The sequence below is a fragment of the Nitratireductor indicus C115 genome, assembly GCF_000300515.1.
Lineage (GTDB): Bacteria > Pseudomonadota > Alphaproteobacteria > Rhizobiales > Rhizobiaceae > Nitratireductor > Nitratireductor indicus.
Map to the genome: position 1 here is coordinate 66680 of NZ_AMSI01000010.1, position 26800 is coordinate 93479.

Annotated in this window: 21 protein-coding genes and 1 pseudogene; 11 read left to right on the plus strand and 11 right to left on the minus strand. The window is 60.4% G+C overall.

What is annotated here, in order from left to right; translation table 11 throughout:
• The first annotated feature begins 3 nt into the window (after positions 1-3).
• The 3 genes from NA8A_RS15060 (at position 4) to NA8A_RS15070 (ending at position 4059) form a co-directional block, all read left to right on the plus strand.
• Positions 4-1428, plus strand: coding sequence for an NAD-dependent succinate-semialdehyde dehydrogenase (locus NA8A_RS15060; protein WP_009451189.1), 1425 nt, complete (start codon positions 4-6; stop codon positions 1426-1428).
• Positions 1429-1431: 3 nt separating this feature from the next.
• On the plus strand, positions 1432-3153 hold the full coding sequence (locus NA8A_RS15065) for a GMC family oxidoreductase (RefSeq protein ID WP_009451190.1): 1722 nt from the start codon (positions 1432-1434) through the stop codon (positions 3151-3153).
• 231 nt (positions 3154-3384) lie between these two features.
• Entirely contained in the window at positions 3385-4059 is a 675-nt protein-coding gene (locus NA8A_RS15070; RefSeq protein WP_009451191.1) for a TetR/AcrR family transcriptional regulator, read from the plus strand.
• Positions 4060-4278: 219 nt separating this feature from the next.
• Here NA8A_RS15070 and NA8A_RS15075 read toward each other — a convergent pair whose 3' ends face one another.
• The 5 genes from NA8A_RS15075 to NA8A_RS15090 form a co-directional block, all read right to left on the minus strand.
• A complete protein-coding gene (locus tag NA8A_RS15075) occupies positions 4279-6609 on the minus strand; it encodes a Tex family protein (protein WP_009451192.1) in 2331 nt (776 codons plus the stop codon).
• 175 nt (positions 6610-6784) lie between these two features.
• The gene (locus tag NA8A_RS15080) at positions 6785-7987 is read right to left on the minus strand and encodes an OpgC family protein (RefSeq protein ID WP_009451193.1); all 1203 of its coding nucleotides are present in this window, start codon (positions 7985-7987) and stop codon (positions 6785-6787) included.
• Between the two features lie 10 nt (positions 7988-7997).
• Positions 7998-9803: a glucans biosynthesis glucosyltransferase MdoH gene (gene mdoH / locus NA8A_RS15085; protein WP_009451194.1), complete on the minus strand. Its 1806-nt coding sequence runs from the start codon at positions 9801-9803 to the stop codon at positions 7998-8000.
• Between the two features lie 69 nt (positions 9804-9872).
• A complete protein-coding gene (locus tag NA8A_RS25125; protein ID WP_157174147.1) occupies positions 9873-10028 on the minus strand; it encodes a cupin domain-containing protein in 156 nt (51 codons plus the stop codon).
• The gene (locus NA8A_RS15090; RefSeq protein ID WP_009451195.1) at positions 10012-11634 is read right to left on the minus strand and encodes an OpgD/OpgG family glucan biosynthesis protein; all 1623 of its coding nucleotides are present in this window, start codon (positions 11632-11634) and stop codon (positions 10012-10014) included. The genes NA8A_RS25125 and NA8A_RS15090 overlap by 17 nt, the downstream gene beginning before the upstream one ends.
• 298 nt (positions 11635-11932) lie before the next feature.
• Between NA8A_RS15090 and NA8A_RS15095 the strand changes: the two genes are divergently transcribed.
• Positions 11933-12715, plus strand: coding sequence for an SDR family oxidoreductase (locus NA8A_RS15095; RefSeq protein ID WP_009451196.1), 783 nt, complete (start codon positions 11933-11935; stop codon positions 12713-12715).
• 144 nt (positions 12716-12859) lie between these two features.
• Here the strand turns inward: NA8A_RS15095 and NA8A_RS15100 are convergent, their stop codons facing one another.
• On the minus strand, positions 12860-14200 hold the full coding sequence (locus NA8A_RS15100) for a GH1 family beta-glucosidase (RefSeq protein ID WP_009451197.1): 1341 nt from the start codon (positions 14198-14200) through the stop codon (positions 12860-12862).
• A 36-nt stretch (positions 14201-14236) separates the two neighbouring features.
• Positions 14237-15295 (minus strand): LacI family DNA-binding transcriptional regulator, encoded by a 1059-nt coding sequence (locus NA8A_RS15105; protein WP_009451198.1) that lies wholly within the window; start codon positions 15293-15295, stop codon positions 14237-14239.
• Between the two features lie 266 nt (positions 15296-15561).
• On the opposite strand from NA8A_RS15105, the gene NA8A_RS15110 reads away from it, so the two are divergent.
• The 7 genes and pseudogenes from NA8A_RS15110 (at position 15562) to NA8A_RS15140 (ending at position 23732) form a co-directional block, all read left to right on the plus strand.
• On the plus strand, positions 15562-16938 hold the full coding sequence (locus NA8A_RS15110; RefSeq protein ID WP_009451199.1) for an ABC transporter substrate-binding protein: 1377 nt from the start codon (positions 15562-15564) through the stop codon (positions 16936-16938).
• Positions 16939-17010: 72 nt separating this feature from the next.
• Entirely contained in the window at positions 17011-18165 is a 1155-nt protein-coding gene (locus tag NA8A_RS15115) for a carbohydrate ABC transporter permease (protein ID WP_009451200.1), read from the plus strand.
• Positions 18162-19295 (plus strand): carbohydrate ABC transporter permease, encoded by a 1134-nt coding sequence (locus NA8A_RS15120; RefSeq protein WP_009451201.1) that lies wholly within the window; start codon positions 18162-18164, stop codon positions 19293-19295. The genes NA8A_RS15115 and NA8A_RS15120 overlap by 4 nt, the downstream gene beginning before the upstream one ends.
• A gap of 8 nt (positions 19296-19303) precedes the next feature.
• Positions 19304-20986 carry a beta-galactosidase BglA gene (gene bglA, locus NA8A_RS15125; protein WP_009451202.1) on the plus strand — a complete coding sequence of 561 codons (1683 nt, stop codon included), beginning with the start codon at positions 19304-19306 and terminating at the stop codon, positions 20984-20986.
• 14 nt (positions 20987-21000) lie between these two features.
• A pseudogene (locus NA8A_RS15130) lies at positions 21001-22076 on the plus strand (ABC transporter ATP-binding protein).
• A gap of 276 nt (positions 22077-22352) precedes the next feature.
• The gene (locus NA8A_RS15135) at positions 22353-23045 is read left to right on the plus strand and encodes a helix-turn-helix transcriptional regulator (RefSeq protein ID WP_009451205.1); all 693 of its coding nucleotides are present in this window, start codon (positions 22353-22355) and stop codon (positions 23043-23045) included.
• 96 nt (positions 23046-23141) lie between these two features.
• Positions 23142-23732 carry a helix-turn-helix transcriptional regulator gene (locus NA8A_RS15140; RefSeq protein ID WP_240532799.1) on the plus strand — a complete coding sequence of 197 codons (591 nt, stop codon included), beginning with the start codon at positions 23142-23144 and terminating at the stop codon, positions 23730-23732.
• A 48-nt stretch (positions 23733-23780) separates the two neighbouring features.
• On the opposite strand, the gene NA8A_RS15145 is transcribed toward NA8A_RS15140, so the two are convergent.
• The 4 genes from NA8A_RS15145 to fliN all read right to left on the minus strand — a co-directional run bounded on the left by NA8A_RS15145 (position 23781) and on the right by fliN (position 26789).
• Positions 23781-24221 carry a hypothetical protein gene (locus NA8A_RS15145; RefSeq protein WP_009451207.1) on the minus strand — a complete coding sequence of 147 codons (441 nt, stop codon included), beginning with the start codon at positions 24219-24221 and terminating at the stop codon, positions 23781-23783.
• 17 nt (positions 24222-24238) lie between these two features.
• Positions 24239-25309 (minus strand): flagellar biosynthesis protein FlhB, encoded by a 1071-nt coding sequence (flhB, locus tag NA8A_RS15150; RefSeq protein WP_009451208.1) that lies wholly within the window; start codon positions 25307-25309, stop codon positions 24239-24241.
• 67 nt (positions 25310-25376) lie between these two features.
• Complete coding sequence (locus NA8A_RS15155; RefSeq protein WP_009451209.1) at positions 25377-26384, minus strand: FliG C-terminal domain-containing protein; 1008 nt, start codon at positions 26382-26384, stop codon at positions 25377-25379.
• Positions 26385-26417: 33 nt separating this feature from the next.
• Positions 26418-26789, minus strand: coding sequence for a flagellar motor switch protein FliN (fliN, locus tag NA8A_RS15160; RefSeq protein WP_009451210.1), 372 nt, complete (start codon positions 26787-26789; stop codon positions 26418-26420).
• Positions 26790-26800 lie beyond the last annotated feature (11 nt).

Consider the following 26800-nt stretch of genomic DNA (forward strand, 5'->3'; position numbering starts at 1 on the left):
TTCATGTATCAGCAGCCAGAGCTTCTCATCGCGGGAGCACCCAGACAGACAGCCGAATTCGCGGAGAACATTGTCGTCAACCCAGCAACGGGTGTGGAGCTCGCGCGTTTGCCGATTGCTTCGCAGGCCGATATCGATGCTGCGGTCGCGGCGGCTGACAAAGCTTTCCTTCCCTGGAGCGAGACCGCGCCCGCCAGACGTTCGCGCATTCTGCGCGACGCAGCGATCCTGATGCGTGAGCGCCTTGATGACATGGCGCATGCCCTGACGCTGGAAAACGGCAAGACGCTGGCCGAGGCCAAAGGCGAGATTGGCTTCACCGCGGACGTCTTCGACTGGTTCGCCGACGAAGCGCGCCGCGCCTATGGCCGGGTGATCCCGAGCGCCGTCGGCACCCGGATGATCGCCCTGAAGGAGCCCGTCGGTCCCATAGCTGCCATGTCGCCGTGGAACTTTCCCGCCGTCACCGCCGCCAAGAAGGTCGCAGCAGCGCTTGCCGCCGGATGCACCGTGGTCCTCAAGCCGGCCGAGGAAACGCCGGCCACACCGCTGGCCATGGCGCGCTGCCTGATCGATGCGGGCCTGCCGGCTGGCGCCATCAACGTGATCTTCGGGCGACCGGCGGAAATCTCGGAACGGCTCATGGCCTCACCTGAAATCGCCAAGGTCTCCTTTACCGGCTCCACCAATGTCGGCCGCGAACTGGCGCGGCTCGCCGCCCCCGGCCTCAAGCGCCTGACGATGGAGCTGGGCGGTCATGCACCCGTCATCGTCATGGATGACGTCGATCTCGAAACCGCGCTTGATCTTTCCGTTGCAGGAAAATTCCGCAACGCGGGCCAGGTGTGCACCTCCGCCACGCGTTTCTTCGTCCACCATCGCGTCTACGACGCCTTTGTCAGCGGCTTTGCCGACCGTGCCATGAAGATCAAGGTCGGCGACGGTCTCGATCCCTCGAGCCAGATGGGACCGCTTTCAAACCGCCGCCGCCCGCCTGCCCTCGAACGTCTTGTCGAGGACGCCGTCAGTTGCGGCGCCAAGGTTGCAGCCGGCGGCAAGCGGATCGAGAGCCAGGGCTTCTTCTTTGAGCCGACCGTTCTTGCCGATGTTCCCCCCAATGCACGCGTCATGCAGGAAGAACCCTTCGGGCCGCTTGCCGCAATCGTTCCTTTCCGGGAACTCGACGACGCCATTTCGGCTGCAAACGACATTCCCTTCGGCCTTGCGGCCTATGCGCTGACGGAATCCTCCCGCACTGCAAGGCGCATCGTGCGCGGCCTGAAAACCGGGGTCGTCGGCATCAACACTTTCGCGGCAAGTGCTGCCGAAACGCCCTTCGGCGGCGTCAAGGACAGCGGCTACGGCGTCGAGGGCGGTTCGGAAGGCCTCGATTCCTATCTGGTCACCAAATTCGTGCACGAGAACTGATCCATGACCAAGGTTGTGAACTGTGATTTCGTTGTGGTCGGCGGCGGTTCCGCCGGCTGCGTTATGGCGAGCCGCCTTTCGGAAAACGGCAAGCACAAGGTGATCCTGCTGGAAGCCGGCCGAGACACGCCCCCTGATCGCGTAGAGCCCGCCATCCTCGACAGCTATCCGCGCATTGCCTATTTCAATGCGAGGAATGTCTGGGCCGATCTGCGCGTCTCTCTCCAGCCGGTCCCGCACAACGACCAGCGCCAGCGGCATCTGCGGCGCTATGAGCAGGCCCGCCTCATGGGTGGCGGCTCCAGCCTCAACGACATGCAGGCCAACCGCGGCACTCCCGACGACTACGATGACTGGGCAGAGAACGGCGCATCCGGTTGGAGCTGGAACGATGTCCTCCCCTTCTTCAAGAAGGCGGAACGCGATCTGGATTTCGATGGCCCGATGCACGGCAAGACCGGCCCCCTGCCGATCCGCCGCATTTATCCCGAAGCCTGGCCGGAATTCGCCCACGCAGCTGCCGGGGCCTTCGCCGATAACGGCTTCAAGGCTCTTGCCGATCAGAACGCAGAGTTTGAGGACGGCTATTTCCCGGTCGCCATCAACAATGTCTATGACCGCCGTGTTTCAACGGCCATCGCTTATCTCGACAATGCGGCCCGCAGACGCAAGAATCTGGAAATCTGGCCGAACACGGTGGCAAAGCGCCTGATCGTCGAAGGCACCCGCATTGTGGGCGTCGAGGTGGAAACCGCCGAGGGCCCCGCCCGCATCATGGCCGGCGAGACGGTTGTTTCCTCCGGCGCGCTCCATTCGCCCGCAATGCTCCTGCGCGCCGGCATCGGCCCCGGCGAAATGCTGCGCAAGCTCGGCATAGAAGTGGTGGCCAACAGACGCGGCGTCGGCCGAAATCTGCAGGAACATCCCACCATCTCGATCTCCTCGCACATCGCTCCGCACGCACGCCTTTCCCGCACCAACCAGCGCCGCCACATCCACGTCGCGCTGCGTTATTCCTCGAATATTCCCGAGGGAATGCCCAACGACATGTACATGGTGGCGATGGCAAAGACCGGCTGGCATCCGGTGGGCCAGCAGATCGGCTCCTTGATGACCTGGATCAACAAGGCCCATTCGCGCGGCTTCGTATCGCTCGACAACCCCTCGCCTGAGGTTGAGCCGCATGTGGAGTTCGGTCTCCTGTCCGACTACCGTGACGTCGCCCGGCTTAAGGAAGGCATTCGCCTGATCGCCCGGCTCTACGATACGCCCAGCATGAAGGCCGCCACCAACGATCCTTTCCCCACGAGCTACACCGAGCGCATCCGCGATCTGGGCATCGTGAGCACCAAGAATCTCGTGCTCACGAAGATTCTCGCCACAGCGCTCGACGGTCCCGGCTGGATGCGCCGTCTGCTCCTCAGGAAGGTCGTAACCGAGGATGCGCCGGTGGAGCAATTGCTGGCCAATGACGAATTGCTTGAAGCTTTCGTCACCCAGAAGGCGCATGGTGTGTGGCACGCATCCGGCACCTGCAAGCTCGGCGATGCGGATGACCCCGAGGCTGTGCTCGATCCGTCCGGCCGGGTGATCGGCGTGGAAGGTCTGCGCGTGTGCGATGCATCCGCGATGCCCTTCACACCGCGCGCCAACACCAACCTGCCCACGATCATGATCGCCGAACGCATGAGCGCGCTGATTTTGGAACAGACGGAGAAAGTCTAGGGAAGGAAGAAGGCAAGTTGCGAATGCAGGTTGCCTGAAACGCGAAGTTGGACAAAGCTTGTCCTACGAACATTGTGGGGATTGGAGGCATTGACCTTTTACGCGGGCAGTCACGGCTTGCAGTCCGGTAGGGTTATGCTATCGCGTCTCGCGGCGCAGCGTTGTTTCGGGAGGAGCCCTCGAAGAACATCGCCTGTATTTCCCACGACAGCACTCTAAGGGAGCACCACCTTGGATCAGACACTTGCCGCCAAGCGGTCAGAAAAGGATGCCGACACGCGCGAACGTCTTCTGGCGGCCGCTCTGCGCATCTTCGCCAATCGCGGCATCGCGTCGGCGACCCTGCGGGAAATCACCGAAGAGGCGGGCGCGAATGTGGCCGCCGTCAATTACTACTTCCGCTCGAAGGAAGAGCTCACGCGCACGGTTCTGGAAACCTGCATGCGCCCCATCAACGATGCACGCCTGAAGGCTTTGCAGAGCTGCGTCGACGCAAATGAAGGCCGCACGCCGCCGCTTGAAAGCATAATCGAAGCTCTGGTTCGTCCAATGGTGGAGCTTTCGGTGGACCCCAATGGCGGCCGCCCGCCCGTCCGCCTTCTCCTGCAGGTCCGCGCCCTGCCGCATCCACTGACCAACACCATTCTGGCCGAGCAATTCGACCTTATACACCGCCACTTCATCGACAAGCTGTCGGCGGCTCTCCCCGACTTGCCCGCTGAGGAAGTGGGTCTGCGCTACGATTTCGCCCGTGGCGCAATCATGCAGATTCTGGGTGACCTTGACCCCGCGGCCCGCGACCTGCCGGACCTCAAGCTCAAGCAGGTGAAGAACGACAACGAGCGGATCATCCGCCATCTTGTGGACTTCATCTCCGCAGGGTTCCGCGCGCCTTCGAAGACGTGAATTTCAGGCGTTTCAGGAAAAGCAGGCACCATGCTTGACCGTCCCCTTTGGGGCAATCAGGCATGCGCCATTGGCCGTTCGAGCATTTTGCAATCAGGTGAAATCACCTGACGTCCGCACAAATGCGGAAAAACAAGATGATGGAGCGGAGAAGCGTTTCCATGAAACGGTGAACCGATCTAGGCCGGGATCAACCGGATCCCGGCCTGTCTGCTCAAACTATTTGCGCTTGAACGCCTCGGCGAGCGCGGCGCCAAAGGAGCCCTGCGAAGCCTGCTCGCGGCTCTGCCCGCCCGAGCGGCCACCGCCGCGCTGGGCCTGCTGGGACTGATGCCCTCCCTTTCCACCGCTGCGTGCCTGCTGCTGTGGCCGTCCTCCGGCATCGCCATCCTTGCGCATGGAAAGACTGATGCGCTTGCGCTTTACGTCCACCTCCAGCACGCGCACCTTCACCACGTCGCCGGCCTTGACGACCTCATGCGCATCCTTGACGAAGCGGTCGGCCAGCTGGGAGACGTGCACGAGCCCGTCCTGATGAACGCCAATATCCACGAAAGCGCCGAAAGCCGCCACATTGGTGACCGTACCTTCAAGCGACATGCCGGGTTTCAGGTCCTTGATGTCGTCGATACCTTCGGCGAACGTCGCCGTGCGGAAGGCGGGGCGCGGATCGCGGCCGGGCTTTTCAAGCTCCGAAATGATGTCGCGCACGGTCGGCAGGCCGAAACGCTCATCCACGAAAACACGCGGATCGAGCGCTTTCAATGCCCCGCTATCCCCCATCAGCGCGCGCACATCACGCCCGCATGCCGATACGATGCGCCGCGCCACGCCATAGGCCTCCGGGTGCACCGAGGAGGCGTCGAGCGGTTCGTTTCCATTGGGAATACGCAGGAAGCCGGCGCATTGCTCGAAAGTGCGCTGGCCAAGCCGCGTCACTTCCAGAAGCTCCTTGCGGCTTGAAAACGCACCATTCGTGTTGCGATGCGCGACAATGGCTTCCGCCAGAGAGGCTCCAAGGCCCGACACCCGCGCCAGCAGGGAGGCCGAGGCCGTGTTGAGGTCCACGCCGACCGCGTTCACCGCATCCTCGACAACCGCATCGAGCGCCTTGGCAAGCCTGTATTGATCCACATCGTGCTGATACTGGCCAACGCCGATGGATTTTGGCTCGATCTTGACGAGTTCGGCCAAGGGGTCCTGCAAGCGCCGCGCGATTGAAACGGCGCCGCGCAGCGAAACATCGAGATCGGGAAACTCCGCGGCCGCCGTTTCGGAAGCGGAATAAACGGAAGCACCGGCTTCCGAAACCACCACTTTGAGCGGTTTCGGCGCCGGCATATCGCCGAGCATCTCGGCCACCAGCTTTTCCGTTTCGCGACTGCCGGTACCGTTTCCGATCGCCACCAGCTCCACATTGTGCTTGCGGATGAGCGATGCAAGCTCGGCCTGCGTGCCGCGCACATCGTTGCGTGGCGGGAAGGGATAGACGGTGGTCGTCGCGACAAGCTTGCCGGTACCGTCGACCACCGCAACCTTCACGCCGGTGCGGATACCGGGATCAAGCCCCATCGTGGAGCGCGAGCCGGCAGGCGCGGCAAGAAGCAGGTCCTTGAGATTGCGGGCAAACACCCGGATGGCTTCCTCTTCGGCCTGTTCGCGCAGATCGCGCATCAGGTCGAGCGTGAGATGCAGGAAGAGCTTGACCCTCCAGGTCCAGCCCGCCACCTCCATCAGCCAGCGGTCTCCCGGCAGATCGCCGCCGAGCGCATAGGCCTCGGCCACCATACGCACCGGGGGCTTCACCGGCGACGGATCGTCGGCATCCACCTCGATATCGAGCGACAGCACGTCCTCATTGCGCCCGCGCAGCATGGCAAGCGCCCGGTGGCTCGGTACACCCGACCAGCGCTCCACATGATCGAAATAATCGGAGAACTTGGCGCCGGCCTCTTCCTTGCCGTCAACCACCCGCGAACGCAGGAAGGCGCGCTCCTTCATGTATCCGCGCAGACGTCCCACGAGATCCGCATTCTCCGCGAACTGCTCGGCGATAATGTCGCGCGCGCCCTCAAGCGCCGCTTTCACATCCGCAATCTCTTCCGTGATATAGCTCTCCGCAAGCTTGGCTGGTTCGGCTGCGCGCTCGGCAAGGATCGCCTCTGCAAGAGGCCCAAGGCCGCGCTCGCGGGCGATTTCCGCCTTCGTCCGGCGCTTCGGCTTATAGGGCAGATAAATGTCTTCCAGTTCGGCCTTGGTGACAGCTGAAACGATCTTGAGCTCCAGCTCCTCCGTCAGCTTTCCCTGCTCGCGGATCGAACCGAGGATCGTCTCGCGCCGCGCATCGAGATCGCGCAGATAGGATAGGCGCTCCGAAAGCATACGGAGCTGCGTATCGTCCAGCGCGCCGGTCACCTCCTTGCGGTAACGGGCGATGAAGGGCACGGTCGCCCCCTCGTCGAGCAGTGCGATTGCCGCTGCGGCCTGTTCGGGCCTCGCTCCGATCTCGGTGGCAATCAATGCGGCATGGCGTTTGGCGTCTGTGGTCATGCTTGTCCCGGATTACTGATCTTCGGCCACGGAGCGTATTACCGAACTCCCGCTGGCATTTCGATGCGGCAGAGGTGCGATTCCCCCCTCGCATGGATTTTTAGAGCGCTTTGCCCCGGCAGGGAAACGGCGAGGCTCGCCGCTTCGCCGTTTTCCGCAGATGTTTGATCCGCAATCAGGCCGTCTCTGAGAGCGGTGGCCGCGCCATTCCCTGCCGATAAGGGGCACTGTCCGGCACCGGATCGGCCAGAGGAGCAGGCGCAACCCGGCGGGCCTTGGGGCCAGCCTTACGCGCGGAAAAGAACAGCGCAACGCCATATTGCGCAAGAAGACCAAGGCCAAGCAGCACCGCATCCTGCGCGAACCCCGTCTCAAGACGCAGACGCAGGATCTGAAGCGCGATGGCCAGAACAGATCCGGAGACGAAGACGGCGAGCCCGTTCTTGCCCATGAGTTCGATGGGCCGGAACACCGGCAACCGCAGAAGTGAAGGCACCCAGGAAAGATTGGTCAGCACATAGGCGAGAGCCAGCGCATGCGAAAGCCGGGGCAAGGCAAGGAATGTCTTGTCGAAATCACCGATGAAGAACGGCAGATAGGCCCGTCCGGGCAAAGCGCCGGCACGAAGCATCACCCAAGCACAGGACGCCGCCAGAAACGCAACGCAAGCCCAGAACAGCCATGGCTTGTATTCGACCAGCTTTTGCCCTTCGCGCATGGAAAGGCCGCCGGCAATGCCGACCGCGTAGATGAGCTGCCATGAGAACGGGTTGAAGAACCAGCCGCCGGGGTTGGGATAGTTCGGCATGTTTATGCGGAACATGCCTGCCAGGAACCAGATGGCAATCGCCATGGCGATGAGCCATGCGCGGCTGCGCAGTCCCACAAGTATATAGAGAGGCGAGGCAAGGAGAAGCGTCGCATACATCGGGAGGATGTTGAAATAGCCGAGCTGATGGCCAAGCAATGGCAGGCCGATCATGGTCTGCAGGGGCTGGTCCAAAAACCGCGTGAAATTGATGCGACTGATGATCTCGACCGTCCCCAGATGCAATATGCCGGCAGCAACCAGAGCCACGGCAACGATGGAACTCACGATATGGGCGACATAAAGCGTGCCCGCCCGTCGCCAAACACGCATGCACGCTTCAAAGAGCGGACCCGTGCTGAAACCGCGGGAGTAGGCCAGGCCGACCGCAATGCCGGACATCAGCACGAATGCTTCGGCCGCATCGGAAAAGCCGAAATTGCGCGAGGTCAGATGCTCGAACAGATTTCCGGGCACATGATTAATGAAGATGGTGATGAGCGCCAGTCCGCGAAACACGTCGAGGCGCAGATCACGGCTTGCAGCAGCCGGCACGAAGGGTGCGTTCATGGCGTTTCTCCTAGCGATCGAGACCGGCCGGGGTAAGGTTCCCCGGAGCTTCCACCGCAACGCCCCCCGCGTCTTTTCCCTCACCGCGCCAACGCGTCAGAACCGCTTCCTGGCGAAGCACCACCGGCGAAGGATGCGTATCCGCACTTGTCAGGAAAATATCGGCATCCTTTAGACGGCCCGACGCGCTCCATGAGCTGATGTGAATAAGGAGCGGCGCAAACACCTGCGGCCCCGCCACAAGAAGCAGCCAGGAGACATATTCGGGCGCGAACTGGAAAGCGAAACCGAGTGTCACAAACCCTGTGGCGCTGACCCACCAGCTGGCCGCCCAGGCCTCCGACAGACTGACCGAACCGGCTTCGCGGTCCGTGGCCGGCCAGCCGCCATCCATGCCTGAAAACACTTCAAGCACTGCACGGCACTGGAACATGAGCATGATCGGCGCGAGCAGGCTCGTCGACAGGATTTCCGTCAGCGTGTTCAAAAGCGCCCGCCAGGTGCCGCCGAACCGCGCATTGGCGCCGCTGATCGCACCGCGCACCACAATAAGAAGCTTCGGACCAATCAAAAGGCCGAACACGCCCACAAGAAGCGTCAGGGCGAGCCCCTGCTCGACGCGCGGGAAAACCGGAAAGGAACCCGGTTCCGGAAAATAGTCCGGAACCCCTTTGAGCGAAGGAGCCGCAATGCTTGCAAGAATGAACAACGCCCACAGCGGCGACGCCACATAAGCCATGATGTTCTGCAGGAAAACGAACCGGCTCCACGGCTTCAGGCCGGGCGCCACCATGACGCGGCTGTGCTGCAGATTACCCTGGCACCAGCGCCGGTCGCGCTTTGCAAAATCGATGACATTGTCCGGCCCCTCCTCGAAAGAGCCGTTCAGATCGGGATCGACGCGAACCGTCCAGCCATTGCGTGCAAGAAGTGCGGCTTCGACATAGTCATGGCTCAGAATATGCCCGCCGAAAGGCGGCTTTCCGGCAAGCTCCGGCAGACCACAGCTCTGCGCGAAAGCGCGCGTGCGCACGATGGCGTTGTGCCCCCAGAAAGGCCCGGCATTGCCCTGGAGCTCGGCGAGGCCGCGCGTATAGATCGGCGAATAATACCCCGTCGAAAACTGCATCGCCCGCCCGAAGAACGAGCGTGCATGAACGATCTTGGGCAGGGTCTGGAGGAGACCGAGCTTGGGGTCGTTGTCCATGCGCCGCACCATTTCGGCCATCGTCGAGGCTTCCATCAGGCTGTCGGCATCGAGAATGAGGAGATAGTCGTAGAGCGCGCCGGAGGTCCGGATAAAATCGCCGACGTTTCCGGCCTTCTTGCCCGTATTCATTTCCCGGCGGCGATAATAGAGGTTCGTCTGCACCCCGAATTCCTGACGCAACCGGCGGAACCAGTGCGCCTCCTGCTCGGCCACCTGCTCGTCGCGCGTATCGGACAGGATCGCGAAATCGAAACGCTCCGCAACGCCAAACGAGACCGTACTTTCGATCATCGCGGCCACATGGGAGAATGTCTTGACCGGGTCCTCATTGTAGACGGGCACCAGAACAGCCGTCCGAGCATTGGTGGCGACCAGTTCGAATGGGCGTTCATCCGGCTCGAGCGGCAGGCTCAGCAACCCGTTGAACGCATAGGCAGCGCCCCATGCGAGCCAGGCCGTGCTGGCCGCCAGAAGGACGATACGCACCGCATCGATCCACTGAATACCGTCGCTGGAAAAATATCCCACCGCCAGCGAAGCGACGAGCCCTGCCATCAAGAGGCAGAACAGGATGGATAATACGCGTCGAATGGTTGTGACCATCATGCCTTGCGGCGGCCTTCGGCCGCCATCCCTGTCGCCTTACCGGATTTTACCCGGCCAGTCTTGAACCCGTTATTTCCAAGCAAATCTTTTGAGTATCGTTGCGAAGAACGCCGTGCGAACCCGTGGGCGTTCGAGCACCTGCTCCGGCATGGCCATGGGAGCCACCGGCAGCGCAAACCCGTCGAGTTCAAGCCTGCCATTGCCTGCCTCAAGAACGCGCGTCATCGGTCTTTCTCCATTGATAGCTCCAGATTTCCGAGAGCCTTTGATCATCAAGTTTCAGGTGGGCGTTCATCTCGACCGGCTTGTCCCCACCGGGTTTCAAGTCGATCACGAGACGCCACATTCCGTTGGTTTCGATTCGAGAGACGGTCGAATGAACGATCTCGCCGCCATTGACGTTCACGATGGCCTCAATGTTTGAGTCCGGTGAAAGGTTCCGCAAAATCTGACCTTCGAAGTCCACAACGAACTTCCTCAGGCCATCCTTGTTCTCGACACCCGAAACACCACCCTCGCCGGTACGCAGGGCGACGACACGCGCAAATTTGTCCGAGGGCTCCTCGATGGCGCCCCATGTCAGCCGATACGCATACTCGAGCTGCTCGCCGGCCTTCGCCTGTTTCTCAGGAACCCAGAAGGCGACAATGTTGTCATTGACTTCAAGTTTTGTTGGAATTTCAACGAGGTTGACCGCCCCCCTGCCCCAATCGCCAACCGGCTCGACCAGAAGCGAAGGACGCTTCTCATAATGCGCGCCGGCATCCTGATAGTCACCAAAGTCGCGGTCGCGCTGGAACAGCCCGAAAGCACGAGGTGTTTCCTCGGCGAAAAACGAGGTCGCCAGATCCGACGGGTTGTTGAGGCTGCGCCATAGCTCATCTCCGTTGCCCCGGATGATCTTGAGCCCATCGCTGTCATGCACCTGGCCGCGATAATCGTCGAAGGCGCTGTCGTTATTTTCGGCAAACAGGAACATGGAGGTCATCGGCGCAATGCCGATACGCTCGATATCCTTGCGCACGAAGATGCGCGCGGTCACGTCCATGGCCGTGCTGCGCCCCGGGGTGATGACGAACCGGTAAGCGCCGGTCACGCTCTCGCTGTCAAGCGCCGCATAAACCGTGAGCTCCTTGCTGCGACGGTTCGGGCGCTCGATATAAAAATCGGTAAAGCGCGGAAACTCCTCGCCATTTGCCGTTGCCGTATTGATGGCAAGGCCACGAGCGGAAAGACCGTAGAGCGTATCGCGTCCGAGTGCGCGGAAATAGCTCGCTCCAAGGAAGGAGACGAGTTCATCCATCACATCGGGGGAATTGAGCGGATAATGCAGCCGGAAGCCCGCCTCACCCGTCATCACGATATCCTCGAACCGGCTGGGATCGAGCGGCGCGCGGTATTCGAAGTCGCGACCGGTAAAGATGATGGGCTTGGCCGCCCCTTCTTCCACCGAATAAAGCCGCACCGGCTCCTTGAAGAGCCAGCCCATGTGAAATGCCTGAAGCTCGAACGGCGCTTCACCCTGCCACAATGCATGATCGGGCCTGAAACGAATCGCCCGGTGCTGATCGTAGGTCAATTCGGCAATCGCCTCGGGCAGATCGGCCTCGGGCGCCGTGAAGGCTTCGCCAGCCTTTGCCCGCATCGCTTCGGTCAATTGCTCGAAGGAAAACGGCTCCGCTGCGCCGTTTTCATGGGCGGCAGGCGTTTCGGGAACCGGGTTCTGCGCGTCGGTTTCCTGGGCGGAAACGTTGGAGGTGAGCGCCATCAGGCTGGAGGCACCTAACAGCGAGGCCGTCAGGCAGGAGGCAATAAAAGAGCGGCGATCCATCAGGAACCCATATTAGAGGAACGTTGCTGAAAGTGGCTGCGAAACGCGAGTGAATTCAAACGCATGAATTGCGGTAAGGTTGCGGCATCTCACATAACTTTCCGAGACCGAATGTCACCAAGATTTGAAGGGTCCGCTGCGAGCGGCGGATTGCTCTACTCCTGCCGCAGGCGACTTGCAATCCCATCTTAATTCGTGCCCAATCGCCCCCATGGCTTCGCGTCGAAGTGTCTCACCACCCAAAACTGCCGCAAGGTCAGGCACTGCCATCTGGCGGTGAAAATTCCGGGGAAATACGATGGATCTTGGACTGAAAAACAAGCGCGCGCTCGTGCTGGGAGCCAGTCGCGGCCTCGGCGCTGCAATCGCTCAGGGGCTTGCCCGCGAAGGTGCTGATGTCACGGCGGCCGCCCGCAACAAGGATGCGATTGCCGCCTGGGCCAAAGAATTGCCCGAAGGCTCGGGTTCCGTGCGAGCCGAAGCGCTGGATATCAGCGATCTTGCCGCAATCGATGCCCTTGTTGACCGACTTGTCACAGAAGGCGGCATCGATATTCTGGTCAACAACACAGGCGGCCCGCCCCCTTCCAGTGCGGTCGACGCAGAACGTGGCGACTGGCTGTCCAACTTCGAGACGATGGCCGCCAATCTTTTTCATCTGACACAGCGCCTTCTGCCTGCCATGCGCGAACGCAAATGGGGCCGTATCATCACTGTCACCTCGTCGGGCGTCGAACAGCCGATCCCCATGCTTGCCCTTTCAAACGGCATCCGCTCGGCGATTGTGGGATGGTCGAAAACACTGGCAGGCGAAGTCGCGCGCGACGGCGTGACGGTAAACATCGTCATGCCGGGCCGCATCCGCACGCAGCGTCTCGTCGAGCTCGATACCGCAGCAGCAAAGCGCACCGGCACACCGCTCGAGGAAATTTCGGCAAAGATGGCTGAGACGATCCCCGCCGGTCGCTACGGCACGCCGGAGGAATTTGCCAATATGGCCGTGTTCCTCGCCTCCGAACGCGCCTCCTATGTCACCGGTGCCAAAATTCGCATCGATGGCGGTGCAACGCGCTCCGTTTAGAGCATTTTGCAGTCAGATGGAAGCATCTGGCGTCCGCACAAATGCGGAAAAACAAGGAGATGGAGCGGAGAAGCGTTTCCATGAAACGATGAACCGATCTAGCGGCGCAGGAAGGGCGTTTCATTCGAGCGATGAGGCGCCCCTTCAACGCCTGAGCGCATCGGCAAGCGCATGCCATGAAGCTTTCGGTGTGCGCTCCAGTGTCTCGAAATCCACGTGGACAAGGCCAAAGCGCTTTTCATAGCCGAGCGCCCATTCGTAATTGTCGAGCAGCGACCAAACGATATATCCCTTAAGCGGAACACCCTGATCGAGCGCCCGCTTGGCTTGCGCCAGGTGCTGGTTGAGAAATGCAATCCGGTCCGCATCCTCCACCCCGCCTGCCGAAACGCGATCCGCCGACGCCATGCCGTTCTCGGTCACATAGATCGGGAGGCCCTTGGTGTAATTGCGGTGCGTCCATTCGATGAAATGGTAAAGACCCTCTGGATAGACCTCCCATCCCATCTGGGTCTTAGGCAGCGGTCCAGGCACATCCTTGAACCCCGGAAACCGGCCGCTTCCGTCCGCCGTGATGAGCTTGCGCGTGTAGTAATTGATCCCCAGCCAATCGACGGGTGCTGCAATGACATCGAAATCCTTCTCGAAGCCCTCCGGCATATGGGGCAACAGCCCTTCAAGAACGTCCTGCGGATAACTGCGCTGAAAAACGGCCGAGAGGAACCAGCGATTGTAGATCCCGTCGTAAAGGCGGGCGGCCTTCTGAGCCTGCGGGCCGCCATCAGCCGGTTCGGCGTATTCGAAATTGGTCACGAGCCCGAGATTTTTCATGCCGAGGGCACGCATGGCCTCCGTTGCCCGCCCATGGGCGAGAAGCACGTGATGGGCAGCCCGCGCCGTCGCGCGAATATCGCGCAGCCCCGGAGCATGCTCGCCATGAAAATGGCTGAGCCAGGAAACGCACCATGGTTCGTTGATGGTCGCCGCCGAAGCAACCCTGTCGCCCAGCCGCTTCATCGCCAGGTCCGCGTAATCGGCAAACCATTGCGCGATATCGCGGTTGCGCCAGCCGCCCAGATCGGCGAGCGCCACCGGCAAATCCCAATGATACAGCGTCGCAAAGGGCTTCAGCCCGCGTTCCAGCATGCCATCGACAAGACGGTCGTAGAAGTCGAGCCCCGCTACATTGGGCGCACCCCGACCTTCCGGCAGAACCCTGGCCCAGGAAATGGAGAACCGATAACAATCGAGGTTCGCCCCGCGCATGAGGTCGAGATCTTCCTCCCAGCGATGATAGTGGTCGCAGGCCGTGGCCCCATCCTCGAAGCGAACCGTATTGCCGGGCGTCGCCGCAAAAGTGTCCCAGTGTGAAAGACCGCAACCGCCAAAGCGACACCCCTCGATCTGATAGCTCGACGCGGCCGCGCCAAACACGAAATCCTCCGGAAAGTCACCACGTCCGAAGGCAAGCTCCTTCGTCTGCATCGCGAAATATCCTCCTGCCTGCGGGGTCGGCGGACGTCAGCCCTGCCTGGGCGGAGCCGTGGTCTGGCCGATGACGAAATCCGCTTCCCACAACTCGTGTTCGGGCGAGGCGGATGGATTATCGATGCGCTCGAGCAGCATCTGGGCCACCCGTTTGCCCGCATCGCGAATGGAAGAGCGCATGGAGGTGAAGTAGGGAATGTCGCGCGCACCGCCCCGATATCCCGCCTGCAGGAAGGACAGGCAGTCATCGAAGGTGATGATGGAGACATCTTCTCCCGGCCGCAGCCCGAGATCGGCAAGCGCCCTCGTGATGCCGATGGCAGGCAGAACGCTGGCAACGACAATCGCCGTCGGAGGATCGGCGAGCGCCATCATCTCTCGCGTTGCGTTGTAGCCGTAGGGCTCAACCATGTCCGCGCTGAAAAGCAGGGCGGGATCGGGAGCGATGCCCGCCTCCTCCAGGGCCAGATCATATCCCTGCCGTCGCCGGTGCGCGAAATTCATCGCCTCAAGACCATTGACCAGCGCAATCCGGCGATGGCCGAGCTCGATCAGAAACCGGGTTGCACGGTGAAAGGCCCGGCGATTGTTGACGTCCATCCAGGAATAATCTTCCCCCACATCGTCGCAGCGCCCGTGCACGACGAAGGGAAGCCCCAGCCCATTCAGGATGCCGATACGGCTGTCGCCCGTCAGCGGTCCATGCACCACCACGCCGTCGACCCTCTGATCTTGAGCGAGATTGACATAGATGCGCTCCTGTTCCGACAGCGGCGCAAGCCGCAGGAGAATGTCATAGCCACTCTGCGCATAGACCTCGCCAGCACCCGCGATGAAATCGGCAAAATGCGGGTTGATCATGATGTGCTCTGAAAGGCTAACCACATGGCCGATCAGGCGCGACTTGCCGGTGGCAAGGCTGGCCGCACTCGGGCTCGGCCTGTAGTTCAGGCGTTTTGCCGCCTCGACCACCCGTGCCCGCGTCTTTTCCGAAACTTCGGGAAAGCCGTTTAGCGCGCGCGAAACCGTGGTTTGCGAGAGCCCCAGCGCCTGCGACAACGTTTTCAGATTGACAGTCTTGGGCGCGGTCAAGACTCCTCCCTCATTCAAAGCGCTTTTAAAAAACAGGTGTCACATCCCGGTATGAGGATCAAGAGGGTTATTCAAAATCACTGTTGCATGCTGAACAGCCACACTGAAATCTCCAGGTTTCCCGTCGATTCAATCGATTTTTCCGAGCTCCTCTTGACTCCAGGCGTCCGTGGATTGATGCTGAAAAAATCCAAAGCGCTTTGGAGAGGCAAAGCGTTCTTAGGAAAAGCTGAATTGCGGTCGGGAGGCCGCCAGTGGAGGAACCCATGAAAACGCCCCTGTTGGCTGGCGCCGTCGCGCTGGCTCTTTGCAGTGCAGCCCCGATGGTAGTCTCGGGGGGAGCCCTTGCGGCCGACCTGAAATTTGCTCCTGGCGAAGATGCCCGCTTCAACTGGAAAAGCTTCGAGGATTTCAAGGCCGCCCACGATCTGTCCGGCCAGGAGATGAGCCTGTTCGGTCCCTGGCTCAGCGCCGACAAGGACCTTATCGAATCCGTCACCGCCTATTTCGAGGAAGCAACCGGAGCGAAGGTGAAATATTCCGGCTCCGATTCCTTCGAACAGCAGATCGTGATCGACACCCAGGCCGGCAGCGCTCCGAATGTCGCGGTCTTCCCGCAGCCCGGTCTCGCCTCTGACCTAGCCTCAAAGGGGTTACTGGTGCCGCTTGGCAATGAAACCGCCGACTGGATCAAGAACAACTACGCCGCCGGCCAGTCCTGGGTCGATCTCGGCACCTATGAAGGCAAGGACGGAACAAGCGCCTTTTATGCCTTCCCCTACAAGGCTGATGTGAAATCACTCGTATGGTTCGTGCCGGAGAACTTCGAAGACGCCGGCTATGAAGTCCCCACCACGATGGAAGAGCTGAAAGCGCTCTCCGAGCAGATCGTTGCCGATGGCGCGACGCCCTGGTGCATCGGGCTGGGCTCAGGCGGTGCAACCGGCTGGCCGGCCACTGATTGGGTCGAGGATCTGATGCTGCGCACGCAGCCACCGGAAGTCTACGACCAATGGGTCAGGAATGAGATTCCCTTCGACGATGAGCGGGTGGTGGCTGCCATCGACGAATTTGGCGCCTTCGCCAAGAACGACAAATATGTCGATGGCGGTACCAGCGCCGTGGTCTCCACCGATTTCCGCGACAGCCCCAAGGGCCTTTTCGCCTCTCCTCCCAAATGCTACATGCATCGACAGGCATCCTTCATCCCCTCCTTCTTTCCAGAGGGAACCGAACTTGGACGTGATGCCGACTTCTTTTATTTCCCGGCTTATGCAGAGAAAGACCTAGGAACCCCGGTGCTTGGCGCGGGAACGCTCTTTGCCATCACGAAGGATTCCGAAGTCGCGCGCGCCTTCATCGATTTCCTGAAAACGCCGATAGCTCATGAAATCTGGATGGCGCAGGCAGGTTTCCTGACTCCCTATACCGGCGCCAATCCCGACGCCTACGCCAATGACGCACTGCGCAAGCAGGGCGAAATTCTGACCAGCGCCACCACATTCCGCTTCGACGCTTCGGACCTTATGCCCGGCAAGATCGGCGCCGGGGCCTTCTGGACCGGCATGATCGATTATGTCGGCGGCAAATCCGCCAAAGATGTCGGCGCCGAAATCCAGAAGGAATGGGACGCCATCAAATAACACTGCACCACCACGCCTTTTTTGATCGGAAAGGCGTGGTCCGCCCCTTTGCCGGGCCCCCAGGAGGCTGACATGGCCATTTCCTCCACCGAGGCACCCAGGTCGACACATTTACCCGCGATACTGCATTTCGCAGCCACGCTCGGCGTCGCCCTTTTCATCATGATTGCCGGACTTGGCATAAGCGTCGTTGCGGCCCTTGCCGTTTTCACGGCGGTGAACGCCATCCTGCCCGATATCAAGCTTCTGCAGGCTGTGCTGGTCATGCTGCTCGGCGTGGCCGCCTGCTTCGGATATTTCTGGGGTTCGAACCGCATTCTCGACATGGCCTATCCGGCCCGTGGAGAAAACATCGCGGCCAATATCAACAGCGCGAATGCCATAAGACCGTGGCTGTTTCTCGGTCCTGCCGTGGTGATCCTGGGCATCTACCTGGTCTATCCGGTGATCAATTCCATCATCCTCAGCTTTCACGGTCCCGACGGCAACCAGTGGGTTGGGGGAGCAAACTATGCCTGGCTTGCCAAGGATGCCGCGTTCCGCGAAAGCATGCGCAACAACATATTCTGGCTGATCGTCGTACCGACCGCGGCCACCTTTTTTGGCCTCGTTTCCGCAGCGCTCACCGATCGGATCGGCTGGGGCAATATCGCCAAGAGCCTGATCTTCATGCCCATGGCGATCTCTTTCGTCGGCGCCAGCGTCATCTGGAAATTCATCTACGACTTTCGCCCGCAGGGGTCCGAACAGATCGGCATCCTCAATGCCATCGTCACCTTCTTCGGGGGCGATCCGCAGGCCTGGATCACCCTGCCTCTGTGGAACAATTTCTTCCTGATGGTGATTCTGATCTGGATTCAGACCGGCTTTGCCATGGTCATCCTCTCCGCCGCATTGCGCGGGATTCCCGAAGAAACCATAGAGGCTGCCATCATCGATGGCGCATCGCCATTCCAGATTTTCTACAAGATCAAGGTGCCCCAGATATGGGGCACCATCGCCGTGGTCTGGACAACGATCACCATTCTCGTCCTGAAGGTCTTCGACATCGTGCTCGCCATGACAAACGGTCAATGGGGAACGCAGGTACTGGCCAATTACATGTTCGACTGGATGTTCCGCGGCCTCGATTTCGGCCGCGCCTCCACCATCGCGCTCGTCATCATGGCAATGGTGACGCCGATCATGGTCTGGAACATCCGCGAAGCACGAAAGGACATGAAATGAGTTCGGTCGTCGGAACACGCCCGGCCCTCACCTGGGCCGTTCACCTCTCTGTCCTCTTCCTGGTTGCGCTCTGGACGCTCCCGACGCTGGGCATCCTCGTCTCCTCGTTCCGCGACAAGGATCAACTTGCCGTCAGCGGTTGGTGGACGGCGCTGGTGCCGGCCGAGCGCAACATCGTCGCCCGCGCCGCTCCGCCCGAGGACGCGGTTGCAGAAAACGGCAACTGGATCATTGCGGGCAATGTCTTCGAGGGCAGCGGCAAGGCGACCGCCTTCGGCATCTCATCGCGTGAACCTGCCGCCTATGCCGTGGGCGATACGGTCGAATTGCGCGACGGTGGCCGCCTTACCCTTGATGCTACTGGCGACTACACCATCAGTTATGTGAAAAAACCAGACGGCAATCGCGGCCAGCGCATTTTCGTCACCTCCGTCGAACCGCCCAAATTCACCACGGCCAACTATCGGACTGTTCTGTTTTCCGAGGGGCTCGGCAAGAGCTTCATCAACACGATGACCGTAACCATTCCCGCCACGGTCATCCCCATCCTGATCGCGGCTTATGCCGCCTATGCACTCGCCTGGATGCAATTTCCCGGGCGCGCCCTGCTTCTGGCGACCATTGTCGGCCTTCTCGTCGTACCGCTTCAGATGTCGCTCATCCCGCTCTTGCGCCTCTACAACGACATCGGCATCGGCAAATCCTTCATCGGCATATGGCTGGCCCATACCGCCTTCGGCCTGCCGCTCGCCATCTATCTCTTACGCAACTACATGGCCGGCCTGCCGCGCGAAATCATCGAGAGCGCCCGCGTCGACGGAGCTTCCGATTTCGAGATTTTCCGCAAGATCATCCTTCCCCTGTCCTTCCCCGCACTCGCCTCCTTCGCCATCTTTCAGTTTCTTTGGGTCTGGAACGACCTGCTCGTTGCCACGGTCTTCCTCGGCAACAACGAGGAACAGCTGGTGCTTACGGGCAGGCTGCGGGAATTGCTCGGGTCACGCGGCGGCAACTGGGAAATCCTGACGGCATCGGCATTCGTCGCCATCGTCGTACCCATTCTCGTTTTCTTCGCAATGCAACGTTACCTGGTCCGCGGTCTTCTGGCCGGGTCCGTCAAAGGAGGCTGATCGCTCCCATGAATGTCCTTCACGATGTTCCCTTCGAACACACCCCCGGGGCCCTCAGCCGCCATGCGGACGACCCCGACTGGTGGCGCGGCGCGGTGATCTATCAGATCTACCCGCGCTCGTTCCAGGATTCGAATGGCGATGGCATCGGCGACCTGAAGGGCATCACCCAGCGCCTCCCCTATATCGCCTCTCTTGGCGTCGATGCGATCTGGCTTTCGCCGTTCTTCAAATCGCCCATGCTCGATTTCGGCTATGACGTGTCCGACTATCGGGACGTCGACCCTATGTTCGGCTCGCTGGCCGATTTCGACGCCATGATTACAGAAGCGCATCGCCTTGGTCTCAAGGTGATGATCGACCAGGTGATTTCCCATTCTTCCGACAAGCATCCTTGGTTCATCGAGAGCCGACAGGATCGCAGCAATCCCAGGGCCGATTGGTATGTCTGGGCGGATGCCAAACCCGATGGCAGCCCACCCAACAACTGGTTGTCGATTTTCGGTGGCTCCGCCTGGCAATGGGATACGGCCCGCTGCCAGTACTACCTGCACAATTTCCTGACGAGCCAGCCGGACCTCAATTTCCATAATGGCGAGGTTCAGAATGCCCTTCTCGATACGGTGCGGTTCTGGCTGGATCGCGGTGTAGATGGCTTCCGCCTTGACACGATCAATTTCTACTTTCACTCGGCCGGGCTCGAGGACAATCCTCCGCTTTCTCCCGAAAAGCGCAACGCGTCGATCGCCCCGGCAGTCAATCCCTACAACTATCAGGAACATCTCTACGACAAGAACCAGCCGGAAAACCTTGAATTCCTGAAGCGTTTCCGTGCGCTGCTCGACGAATATCCCGGCACCACCGCCGTTGGTGAAGTCGGCGATGCACAGCGAGGCCTCGACATCGTCGCCCAATATACGAGCGGCGGCGACAAGGTGCACATGTGCTATTCCTTCGATTTCCTGTCCCAGGAACCGCTCACACCGGAACGCGTACGCGAAGTGATCGAGGCCTTCTATTCGAAGGCAAGCGACGGCTGGGCGTGCTGGAGCTTTTCGAACCACGATGTGGTGCGCCACGCTTCGCGCTGGGCCGATCAGGTTCATGATCGCGATGCGTTTCTGAAAATGACGGCAACCCTGATCCTGGCACTGAAGGGGTCGGTCTGCCTTTATCAGGGCGAAGAGCTTGGCCTTACCGAAGCAGTGCTCGACCTGAAGGACCTCCAGGACCCGTACGGCATTCAGTTCTGGCCCACATTCAAGGGGCGTGACGGCTGCCGCACCCCGATGGTCTGGTCCCAGAAGGAGCCCGGTGCCGGCTTTTCCAGCGGCAAGCCATGGTTGCCGGTTCCGCCGGAGCATCTGCACCTTGCTGTATCCACGCAGGAAAAGCCGGGTTCTCTGCTCTCCCATTATCGGCACATGCTCGACTTCCGCGCCGAAAATCCCGAGCTCGCCAAAGGCGACATCCGCTTTCTGGAAGCCCGCGACGGCGTGCTTGTCTTCGAACGCACACTTCCCGGATCGAGCATACTCGTCGCGATCAACATGAGCGGCAACCCGGCCTCCCTGCCATTGGCCGGTAAAGAACACCGACCGCTGGACAACATGAATGCCGGACCGCGCTTTGAAGACGGCACTTTGCACCTGCCTGCCTATGCAAGCTGGTTCGCAAGGAAGGGGACCTGAAAGGGGAAAATGTCATGACGGCTCTGGACCTGCAAAGCATCCGCAAGAGCTACGGCTCCATCGAGGTCATCAAAGGCATCGACCTGAAGATCGAAGACGGCGAATTCATCGTCTTCGTCGGCCCTTCCGGCTGCGGAAAATCGACGCTCCTGCGCATGATCGCCGGCCTGGAAAACATCACGGCGGGCGACATGCATATCGGAGGCGCGCGCGTCAACGACATCCCACCCTCGCAGCGCGGCATCGCCATGGTCTTTCAGTCCTATGCGCTCTACCCCCACATGACCGTCTACGACAATATGGCCTTCGGGATGAAGATCGCGAAGGCGCCAAAGGAGGAAATCGACAAGCGGGTCAAGGGGGCTGCCGAAATCCTCCAGCTCACGCCCTATCTCGACCGGCTTCCCAAGGCGCTCTCCGGTGGGCAGCGCCAGCGGGTCGCCATCGGGCGGGCCATCGTGCGCAATCCCAAGGTCTTCCTGTTCGACGAGCCGTTGTCCAATCTTGACGCAGCACTGAGGGTCGCGACCCGAATCGAGATCGCCAAACTCAAGAGCTCCATGCCCGAGAGCACGATGATCTACGTCACGCACGATCAGGTGGAAGCTATGACGCTTGCCGACCGTATCGTGGTGCTGTCTGCAGGCCATATCGAACAGGTAGGTGCGCCCATAGAGCTTTATGAACGGCCCGCCAATCTGTTCGTCGCCCGTTTCATCGGCTCCCCCCCCCAGGACGCATTGCCCAAAGCGGGACGCAAACCAGGGTTGCATTGGGTGAACGCAACGTCGACGTTCCCCTCCCCTCCTCCGAAAAGCTGCAGGGACAAACAATAAGCCTTGGCGTAAGGCCGGAAGATCTGCGTCTGGCTGACGGCGAAAACTACTTATTCTCAGGAACAGTCCATTTCGTCGAACAGCTGGGTGAGGTGACCAATGTCTATCTGCAGGTAGAGGGTGCCGAAGACACTGTGGTTATCAAAATCGGCGGCGTTCAGAACTTTGATAAGGGCCAAACTGTTCGCGTATCAGCCGCTCCGGACAAGTTGCACCTTTTCAACAGCGAGGGCCGCTCGCTTCTCTATATTTAGATCGGGTGACAACCACCCCTGAATTGTTGACCCGAATCGAAACGTTAAATATTCCTTAAAAAGACGGGTTGGGGCTCGCACCTGTCCTTCCAAGATGGCATTGGGCAGCGGCGCACGCCTGTCGGATCATCCGTTCGACAACGGATGCGTGTGACGTGCGTTTTCGGTTTTTTTTGCCGGTGGCCAGGGTTTTGAAGGGCGGGGGAACCTTGGCGGCTTGTAGCGTATCCTCGACGACAACGGCTCTTTTTCGAGCCGGAACGGGCGGCAAAAACAATGACGATTGAAACCCGGGAACGCACAGCGTTCCCCCGGCGGAAGATAGCTACGCGGCGCGACCTGTCGGAGCTGGCGATCCGCATCTGCGGCGAAACGGGCGCACGGTTCTACCTTATCGCGGAAGCCACATCCAATTGCGCTAGCGGCCATGTCCGCATCCTGGCTTCCAATTGGACCTTCGATACGATCGAGGATATCGGTCTGGCGGCAATCACCCGGTTGGTCGAAAGCCCGGTGGCGACCTTCCCCGGCACAGATCCCTGCCCCTGGCATCCGCAAGCGCTGGCAGCGCTTCTCGCCAGCGAAGAGATCGGTCATCTTGGCGAACACGGACACCAGGAAATCTTTCCCCTGAAGCTGCCTGCCGGCAAAAGCCGCTACGTGGCGTTGATATCAGGCGAGGTGCCAGGCGCGGTCGACACCGAGAGGCTTGCCGCAGCTCAGTTGCACCTTTCCCACACGCTCTCCGGCCTCGAGCGCCGCATGAACGATGTCGGGGAAGCCTTGTCGGAGCGCGAACGTGAATGCCTGTTCTGGGTTTCGGAAGGAAAAACCGCCGATGAGGTTTCCCTCATCATCAGCGTCTCGGCCAACACCGTGAACAGCTATGTGGCGCATGCGATTCACAAGCTCGCCGCCAACAACCGGGCCATGGCCATAGCAACCGCGATACGGCGCGGGATCATTTGAAGACTGAAAGCCAAGACCGCACCCGCCATGCCAGACAATGAGACACTCGAAGACGCCGTAGACGACTTACGAAACATCGCGCAGGAAATCGGCGCGATGAGGTTCAGCCTTTGCCTGGCCGACAAGCATGGCAACAAGGAAGTAAATTCCTTTCTTTGCGGCTCCGCATCCCCATCCGACGCGCCTCAGGCAAGCCCCTCCTGCGAGGAACTGCCAGCCCGTATCCTCGATCGGCTTGGCGACATCGCGCATCCCGTTCAATGGGGCGAAATCTCCGGGGGGACGACAACGGTTGAGAATGTCTCTGCACCAGGCGGGGAAGCAGGCATTCTCTTTCCCGTCTCCAACGAACAGCGCCGCTATGGTGCCGTGATCTTCGCCGGTGACGATATCGATCTTGCCGAAAACGAACTGGCAGGCCTGCACAGGCGCTGCTACCGCATCTTCTCCTGCGCCGTTCGCCATGAGCCAGAACCGGAAGGCAAGGCACCGCCTGCAATCAGCAAGCGGGAACTGCAATGCCTGAAACTCTCGGCCAACGGTCTGACAAGCGAGGAAATCGCCAAGCGCGTCGGCCTGTCAGTGCATACGGCCAATCAGTATCTTGCGAGCGCTACCCAGAAACTGAACGCCGTAAACCGCGTTCATGCCGTCGCAAAGGCGCTCCGCGCCGGCCTGATAGACTGAGGCTGGACCTTTTACACCAGGCTCGGCCGATGAAAACAAAAGGATGCTCTATCCCATCAGGAGCGGGCGTTCGGTCTTCACGATCCGCGCCGCCATCAGGGCCTTTTCCAGATAGAGGGAATTCTCCTCGGGATCTTCCGACGGGTCGTCGAAGGCCACGTAGTTGACCTCCACTGCCGCATTCTCGGCACTGAGCTCCAGCGAACAATAGACCGTGCATCCCCCAGGCCTCAGCTCGAGATCAAGCACAATGCGGGGATTGCCCTCCCAATAAACATGCGCCTCGCACCCATGGCCAAGCCTCAAAGTGCCCGGCATGAAATACAGCTCGGAGGCCGATTCCACGATATCGGCTATGCTCGCCATGCTTTCAAGCCGAATGAAAGCGACATAGTCCGCGACATCGATTAGCCGAAGCTCGTTCGCCACGGCCCTAAGAGCGTTGGCGACGATGATCTCGCGCGCAGGCGAATGCGGCTGCCTGTCCATGTTCCATCCTTGCTGAACTATGCTCTCCCCCCAGCCTGGTAGACGCGGCGGACAAGCTCCGCCACAGCCTTGTAGAACTGAGTGGGAATAAGGTTATCAATCGAAACTTGTTTGTACATGGAGCGGGCGAGTGCCGGCTCCTCAAACACGGGAATGTTGTGCTGCTCCGCGATCTCCCTGATCTTCAGGGCGATCAGATCCTGCCCCTTGGCCACGACCGTGGGCGCAGCATCCACGTCACGGCGATAGCGCAACGCGATTGCGAAATGGGTCGGGTTGGCAATCACCAGCGTCGCCTGCGGTACAGCCGCGATCATACGCTGGCGGGCGCGGTCTCGCGCCAGGGAACGCAGGCGCGATTTGACGATCGGATCGCCCTCGGTCTGCTTCACCTCGTCCTTCACCTCCTGGCGCGACATACGCAGATCCTGCCGCCACTGGAAGCGGGACCAGAAGATATCGGCAACCGCAATGACGGCGACGACCAGCGTCACCACGACCAGGCACTCCACCGCGATATCGCGGATGACAGAGGTGAAATCGACAGGATTGGTGATCATGCCTGCCAGAAGGCGCGTTTCGGCCGAACGCATCGCGAAGATGAGGAACCCGCCCGCGACCAGCAGTTTGCCGAGCGACTTCAGAAACTCGACAAACCCCTTCTTGCCGAAGATGCGTCCCCAGCCCTCCTTGAGTGAAATTCGGGAAAGCTTCGGCTGGATACGGTCGAGAACGAAACGCGGCGTGTTTTGCAAAACCGAAGCGGAAACGCCTGCAATCACCAGCATCACCATCACAAGGCCCACCACCTTGGCGATTTCAACGAAGACGAGTTGATAAATCGCGATGGCGTCGGCCTGGGTTTCGAGCTTCCAGCCATCGGCCCGCTCGAGGAAGATCGATAGGAAACCGCCCAGCCGGATCGCACTGTCCTGCGCGAAAAAGATGGTGAAAGCCAGAATGGCGAGGAAGGAGGCAAAGACCGGCGCTTCTTTCGAGAAGGGCAACTGGCCCTTCTCGATCGTGTCGCGGATTTTCTTCTCCGTCGCCTCTTCTGTTTTGCTTTCTTTATCGCTTCCTTCGGACATGTGCGCCCGCCAGCTGGAGCAATTTCAATCGAAACGGGGTCGTGTTTCCACGAAACGATGCTTCGGCCTAGGCGGCTGCCTTTTGCATGCCCGGCAGCTCGAACACACCTTGCTGGGCAAGCTGAACGGCCGAGGACGAGATGCGCTTGCGCGCATCCATCACAGCGTCCATGGCGATATCGTCATTGCCGGCTGCAAGCTCTGCCTCAATCATTCGGCGCGTGCGCTGACCGAGCGCCGACAGCACCGCGTCCACCGTATCCATGTCCGCTCCGCGCAGGGCAAGAGTGACCATGTCGGCGGCAAGCCCGTCGAAGAGCGCCACCCGCGCCTTCTGCGAAAGAAGCACGATTTCCTCGAAGCTGAAGAGCTGCGAACGGATCGCGTCCACATCGCTGCTGCCCGCGAGTTCCAATTCATGGATCATCTCGTCGGCCTGCGACTTGTCGAGCTCGTTAAGCAGGCTCGCGACACGGGTCAGGCCAGCGCCGGAATCGCGTCCATTGCGCATGGAGACAAGCAGATCGCCGAGGCGCTTTTCGATCAGCTTCTTGGCCGGCGCCGGCATGTCGCCGGTTGAAGCCATACGGCTGAGAACGGCAGAACGCAGCGTCTTGTCGAGCATGACCAGAACCTTTGCCGCCGACGAGGGCGCAATGCTGGCAAGGATGACGGCAAGCACTTGCGGGTGCTCATCGGAAAGAATTTCGACGAGCCGCTCCGGCTCAAGCTTCTCCAGCTCCCGCCAGACTTCCTCCGCATTGTTCGTTTCAGGATTGCCGCGCCCCATGAGGAGGTTCATTTCCTCTTCGGAGAGCGTTTCGGTCAAAATGGTGTCCATGCTGTCGGCAGAATCCAGAAGGCCCGCACCTTCGGTGAAATGCGCCTCGAATTCGGACACGACTGCCTCGAGCTGGGCTTGGGGAATGGTGCGCAGAAGCCGCGCCCCGTCCATCAGGGCCTTGAGCTCATCCTGCTTGAAGAATTTAAGCAGCTTGCCTGCGGAAGGCTTGCCCATCGCCACCAGAATGGCAGCCGCCTTCTGCGGCTGCGTCAAGGTCAACATCTCAGTCATCGCCGAAACTTCTCCCGCCAATCTTCCGAAAAATCACTCGCCACCGGCGATCTCGGTCAGTTTCACCCCGAAACGCGACGGATCGTCATCGACCAGCGTGATCTCGCCACGCGCAATGCGCCGGCCATTGACCACGATCTCGACGGGTTCGCCGATGCGCCGGTTGAGCGATACGGTCGAGCCCTTCTTCAACGCCATGAGTTGCGAAACCGGCATCTCCGCCGTGCCAAGCACGATCTGCACCTCCACGGGAATACCCATGATGAGGTCATGGTTGGCGCTGCCTGCCTCGGCAGAACCCGTTCCCCGCGGCGCTTCCTCGTGCAACACGTCCTTGAGTTGTTCGATGGCCTTGTTGAGTTCCTCGTCGCCGTCCTGTTGCGGCGTGGGCTCGGCAGTGCTCATGATTGTCTCCT

What these genes read in the sequence shown, in the direction of transcription:
- NA8A_RS15060 (WP_009451189.1), top strand. Translation starts at nt 4, where the DNA reads ATGTATCAGCAGCCAGAGCTTCTCATCGCGGGAGCACCCAGACAGACA.
- NA8A_RS15065 (WP_009451190.1), top strand. Translation starts at nt 1,432, where the DNA reads ATGACCAAGGTTGTGAACTGTGATTTCGTTGTGGTCGGCGGCGGTTCC.
- NA8A_RS15075 (WP_009451192.1), bottom strand. Translation starts at nt 6,609, where the DNA reads ATGACCACAGACGCCAAACGCCATGCCGCATTGATTGCCACCGAGATC.
- NA8A_RS15080 (WP_009451193.1), bottom strand. Translation starts at nt 7,987, where the DNA reads ATGAACGCACCCTTCGTGCCGGCTGCTGCAAGCCGTGATCTGCGCCTC.
- mdoH (WP_009451194.1), bottom strand. Translation starts at nt 9,803, where the DNA reads ATGATGGTCACAACCATTCGACGCGTATTATCCATCCTGTTCTGCCTC.
- NA8A_RS25125 (WP_157174147.1), bottom strand. Translation starts at nt 10,028, where the DNA reads ATGACGCGCGTTCTTGAGGCAGGCAATGGCAGGCTTGAACTCGACGGG.
- NA8A_RS15090 (WP_009451195.1), bottom strand. Translation starts at nt 11,634, where the DNA reads ATGGATCGCCGCTCTTTTATTGCCTCCTGCCTGACGGCCTCGCTGTTA.
- NA8A_RS15095 (WP_009451196.1), top strand. Translation starts at nt 11,933, where the DNA reads ATGGATCTTGGACTGAAAAACAAGCGCGCGCTCGTGCTGGGAGCCAGT.
- NA8A_RS15100 (WP_009451197.1), bottom strand. Translation starts at nt 14,200, where the DNA reads ATGCAGACGAAGGAGCTTGCCTTCGGACGTGGTGACTTTCCGGAGGAT.
- NA8A_RS15110 (WP_009451199.1), top strand. Translation starts at nt 15,562, where the DNA reads ATGAAAACGCCCCTGTTGGCTGGCGCCGTCGCGCTGGCTCTTTGCAGT.
- NA8A_RS15115 (WP_009451200.1), top strand. Translation starts at nt 17,011, where the DNA reads ATGGCCATTTCCTCCACCGAGGCACCCAGGTCGACACATTTACCCGCG.
- NA8A_RS15120 (WP_009451201.1), top strand. Translation starts at nt 18,162, where the DNA reads ATGAGTTCGGTCGTCGGAACACGCCCGGCCCTCACCTGGGCCGTTCAC.
- bglA (WP_009451202.1), top strand. Translation starts at nt 19,304, where the DNA reads ATGAATGTCCTTCACGATGTTCCCTTCGAACACACCCCCGGGGCCCTC.
- NA8A_RS15135 (WP_009451205.1), top strand. Translation starts at nt 22,353, where the DNA reads ATGACGATTGAAACCCGGGAACGCACAGCGTTCCCCCGGCGGAAGATA.
- NA8A_RS15140 (WP_240532799.1), top strand. Translation starts at nt 23,142, where the DNA reads ATGAGGTTCAGCCTTTGCCTGGCCGACAAGCATGGCAACAAGGAAGTA.
- NA8A_RS15145 (WP_009451207.1), bottom strand. Translation starts at nt 24,221, where the DNA reads ATGGACAGGCAGCCGCATTCGCCTGCGCGCGAGATCATCGTCGCCAAC.
- flhB (WP_009451208.1), bottom strand. Translation starts at nt 25,309, where the DNA reads ATGTCCGAAGGAAGCGATAAAGAAAGCAAAACAGAAGAGGCGACGGAG.
- NA8A_RS15155 (WP_009451209.1), bottom strand. Translation starts at nt 26,384, where the DNA reads ATGACTGAGATGTTGACCTTGACGCAGCCGCAGAAGGCGGCTGCCATT.
- fliN (WP_009451210.1), bottom strand. Translation starts at nt 26,789, where the DNA reads ATGAGCACTGCCGAGCCCACGCCGCAACAGGACGGCGACGAGGAACTC.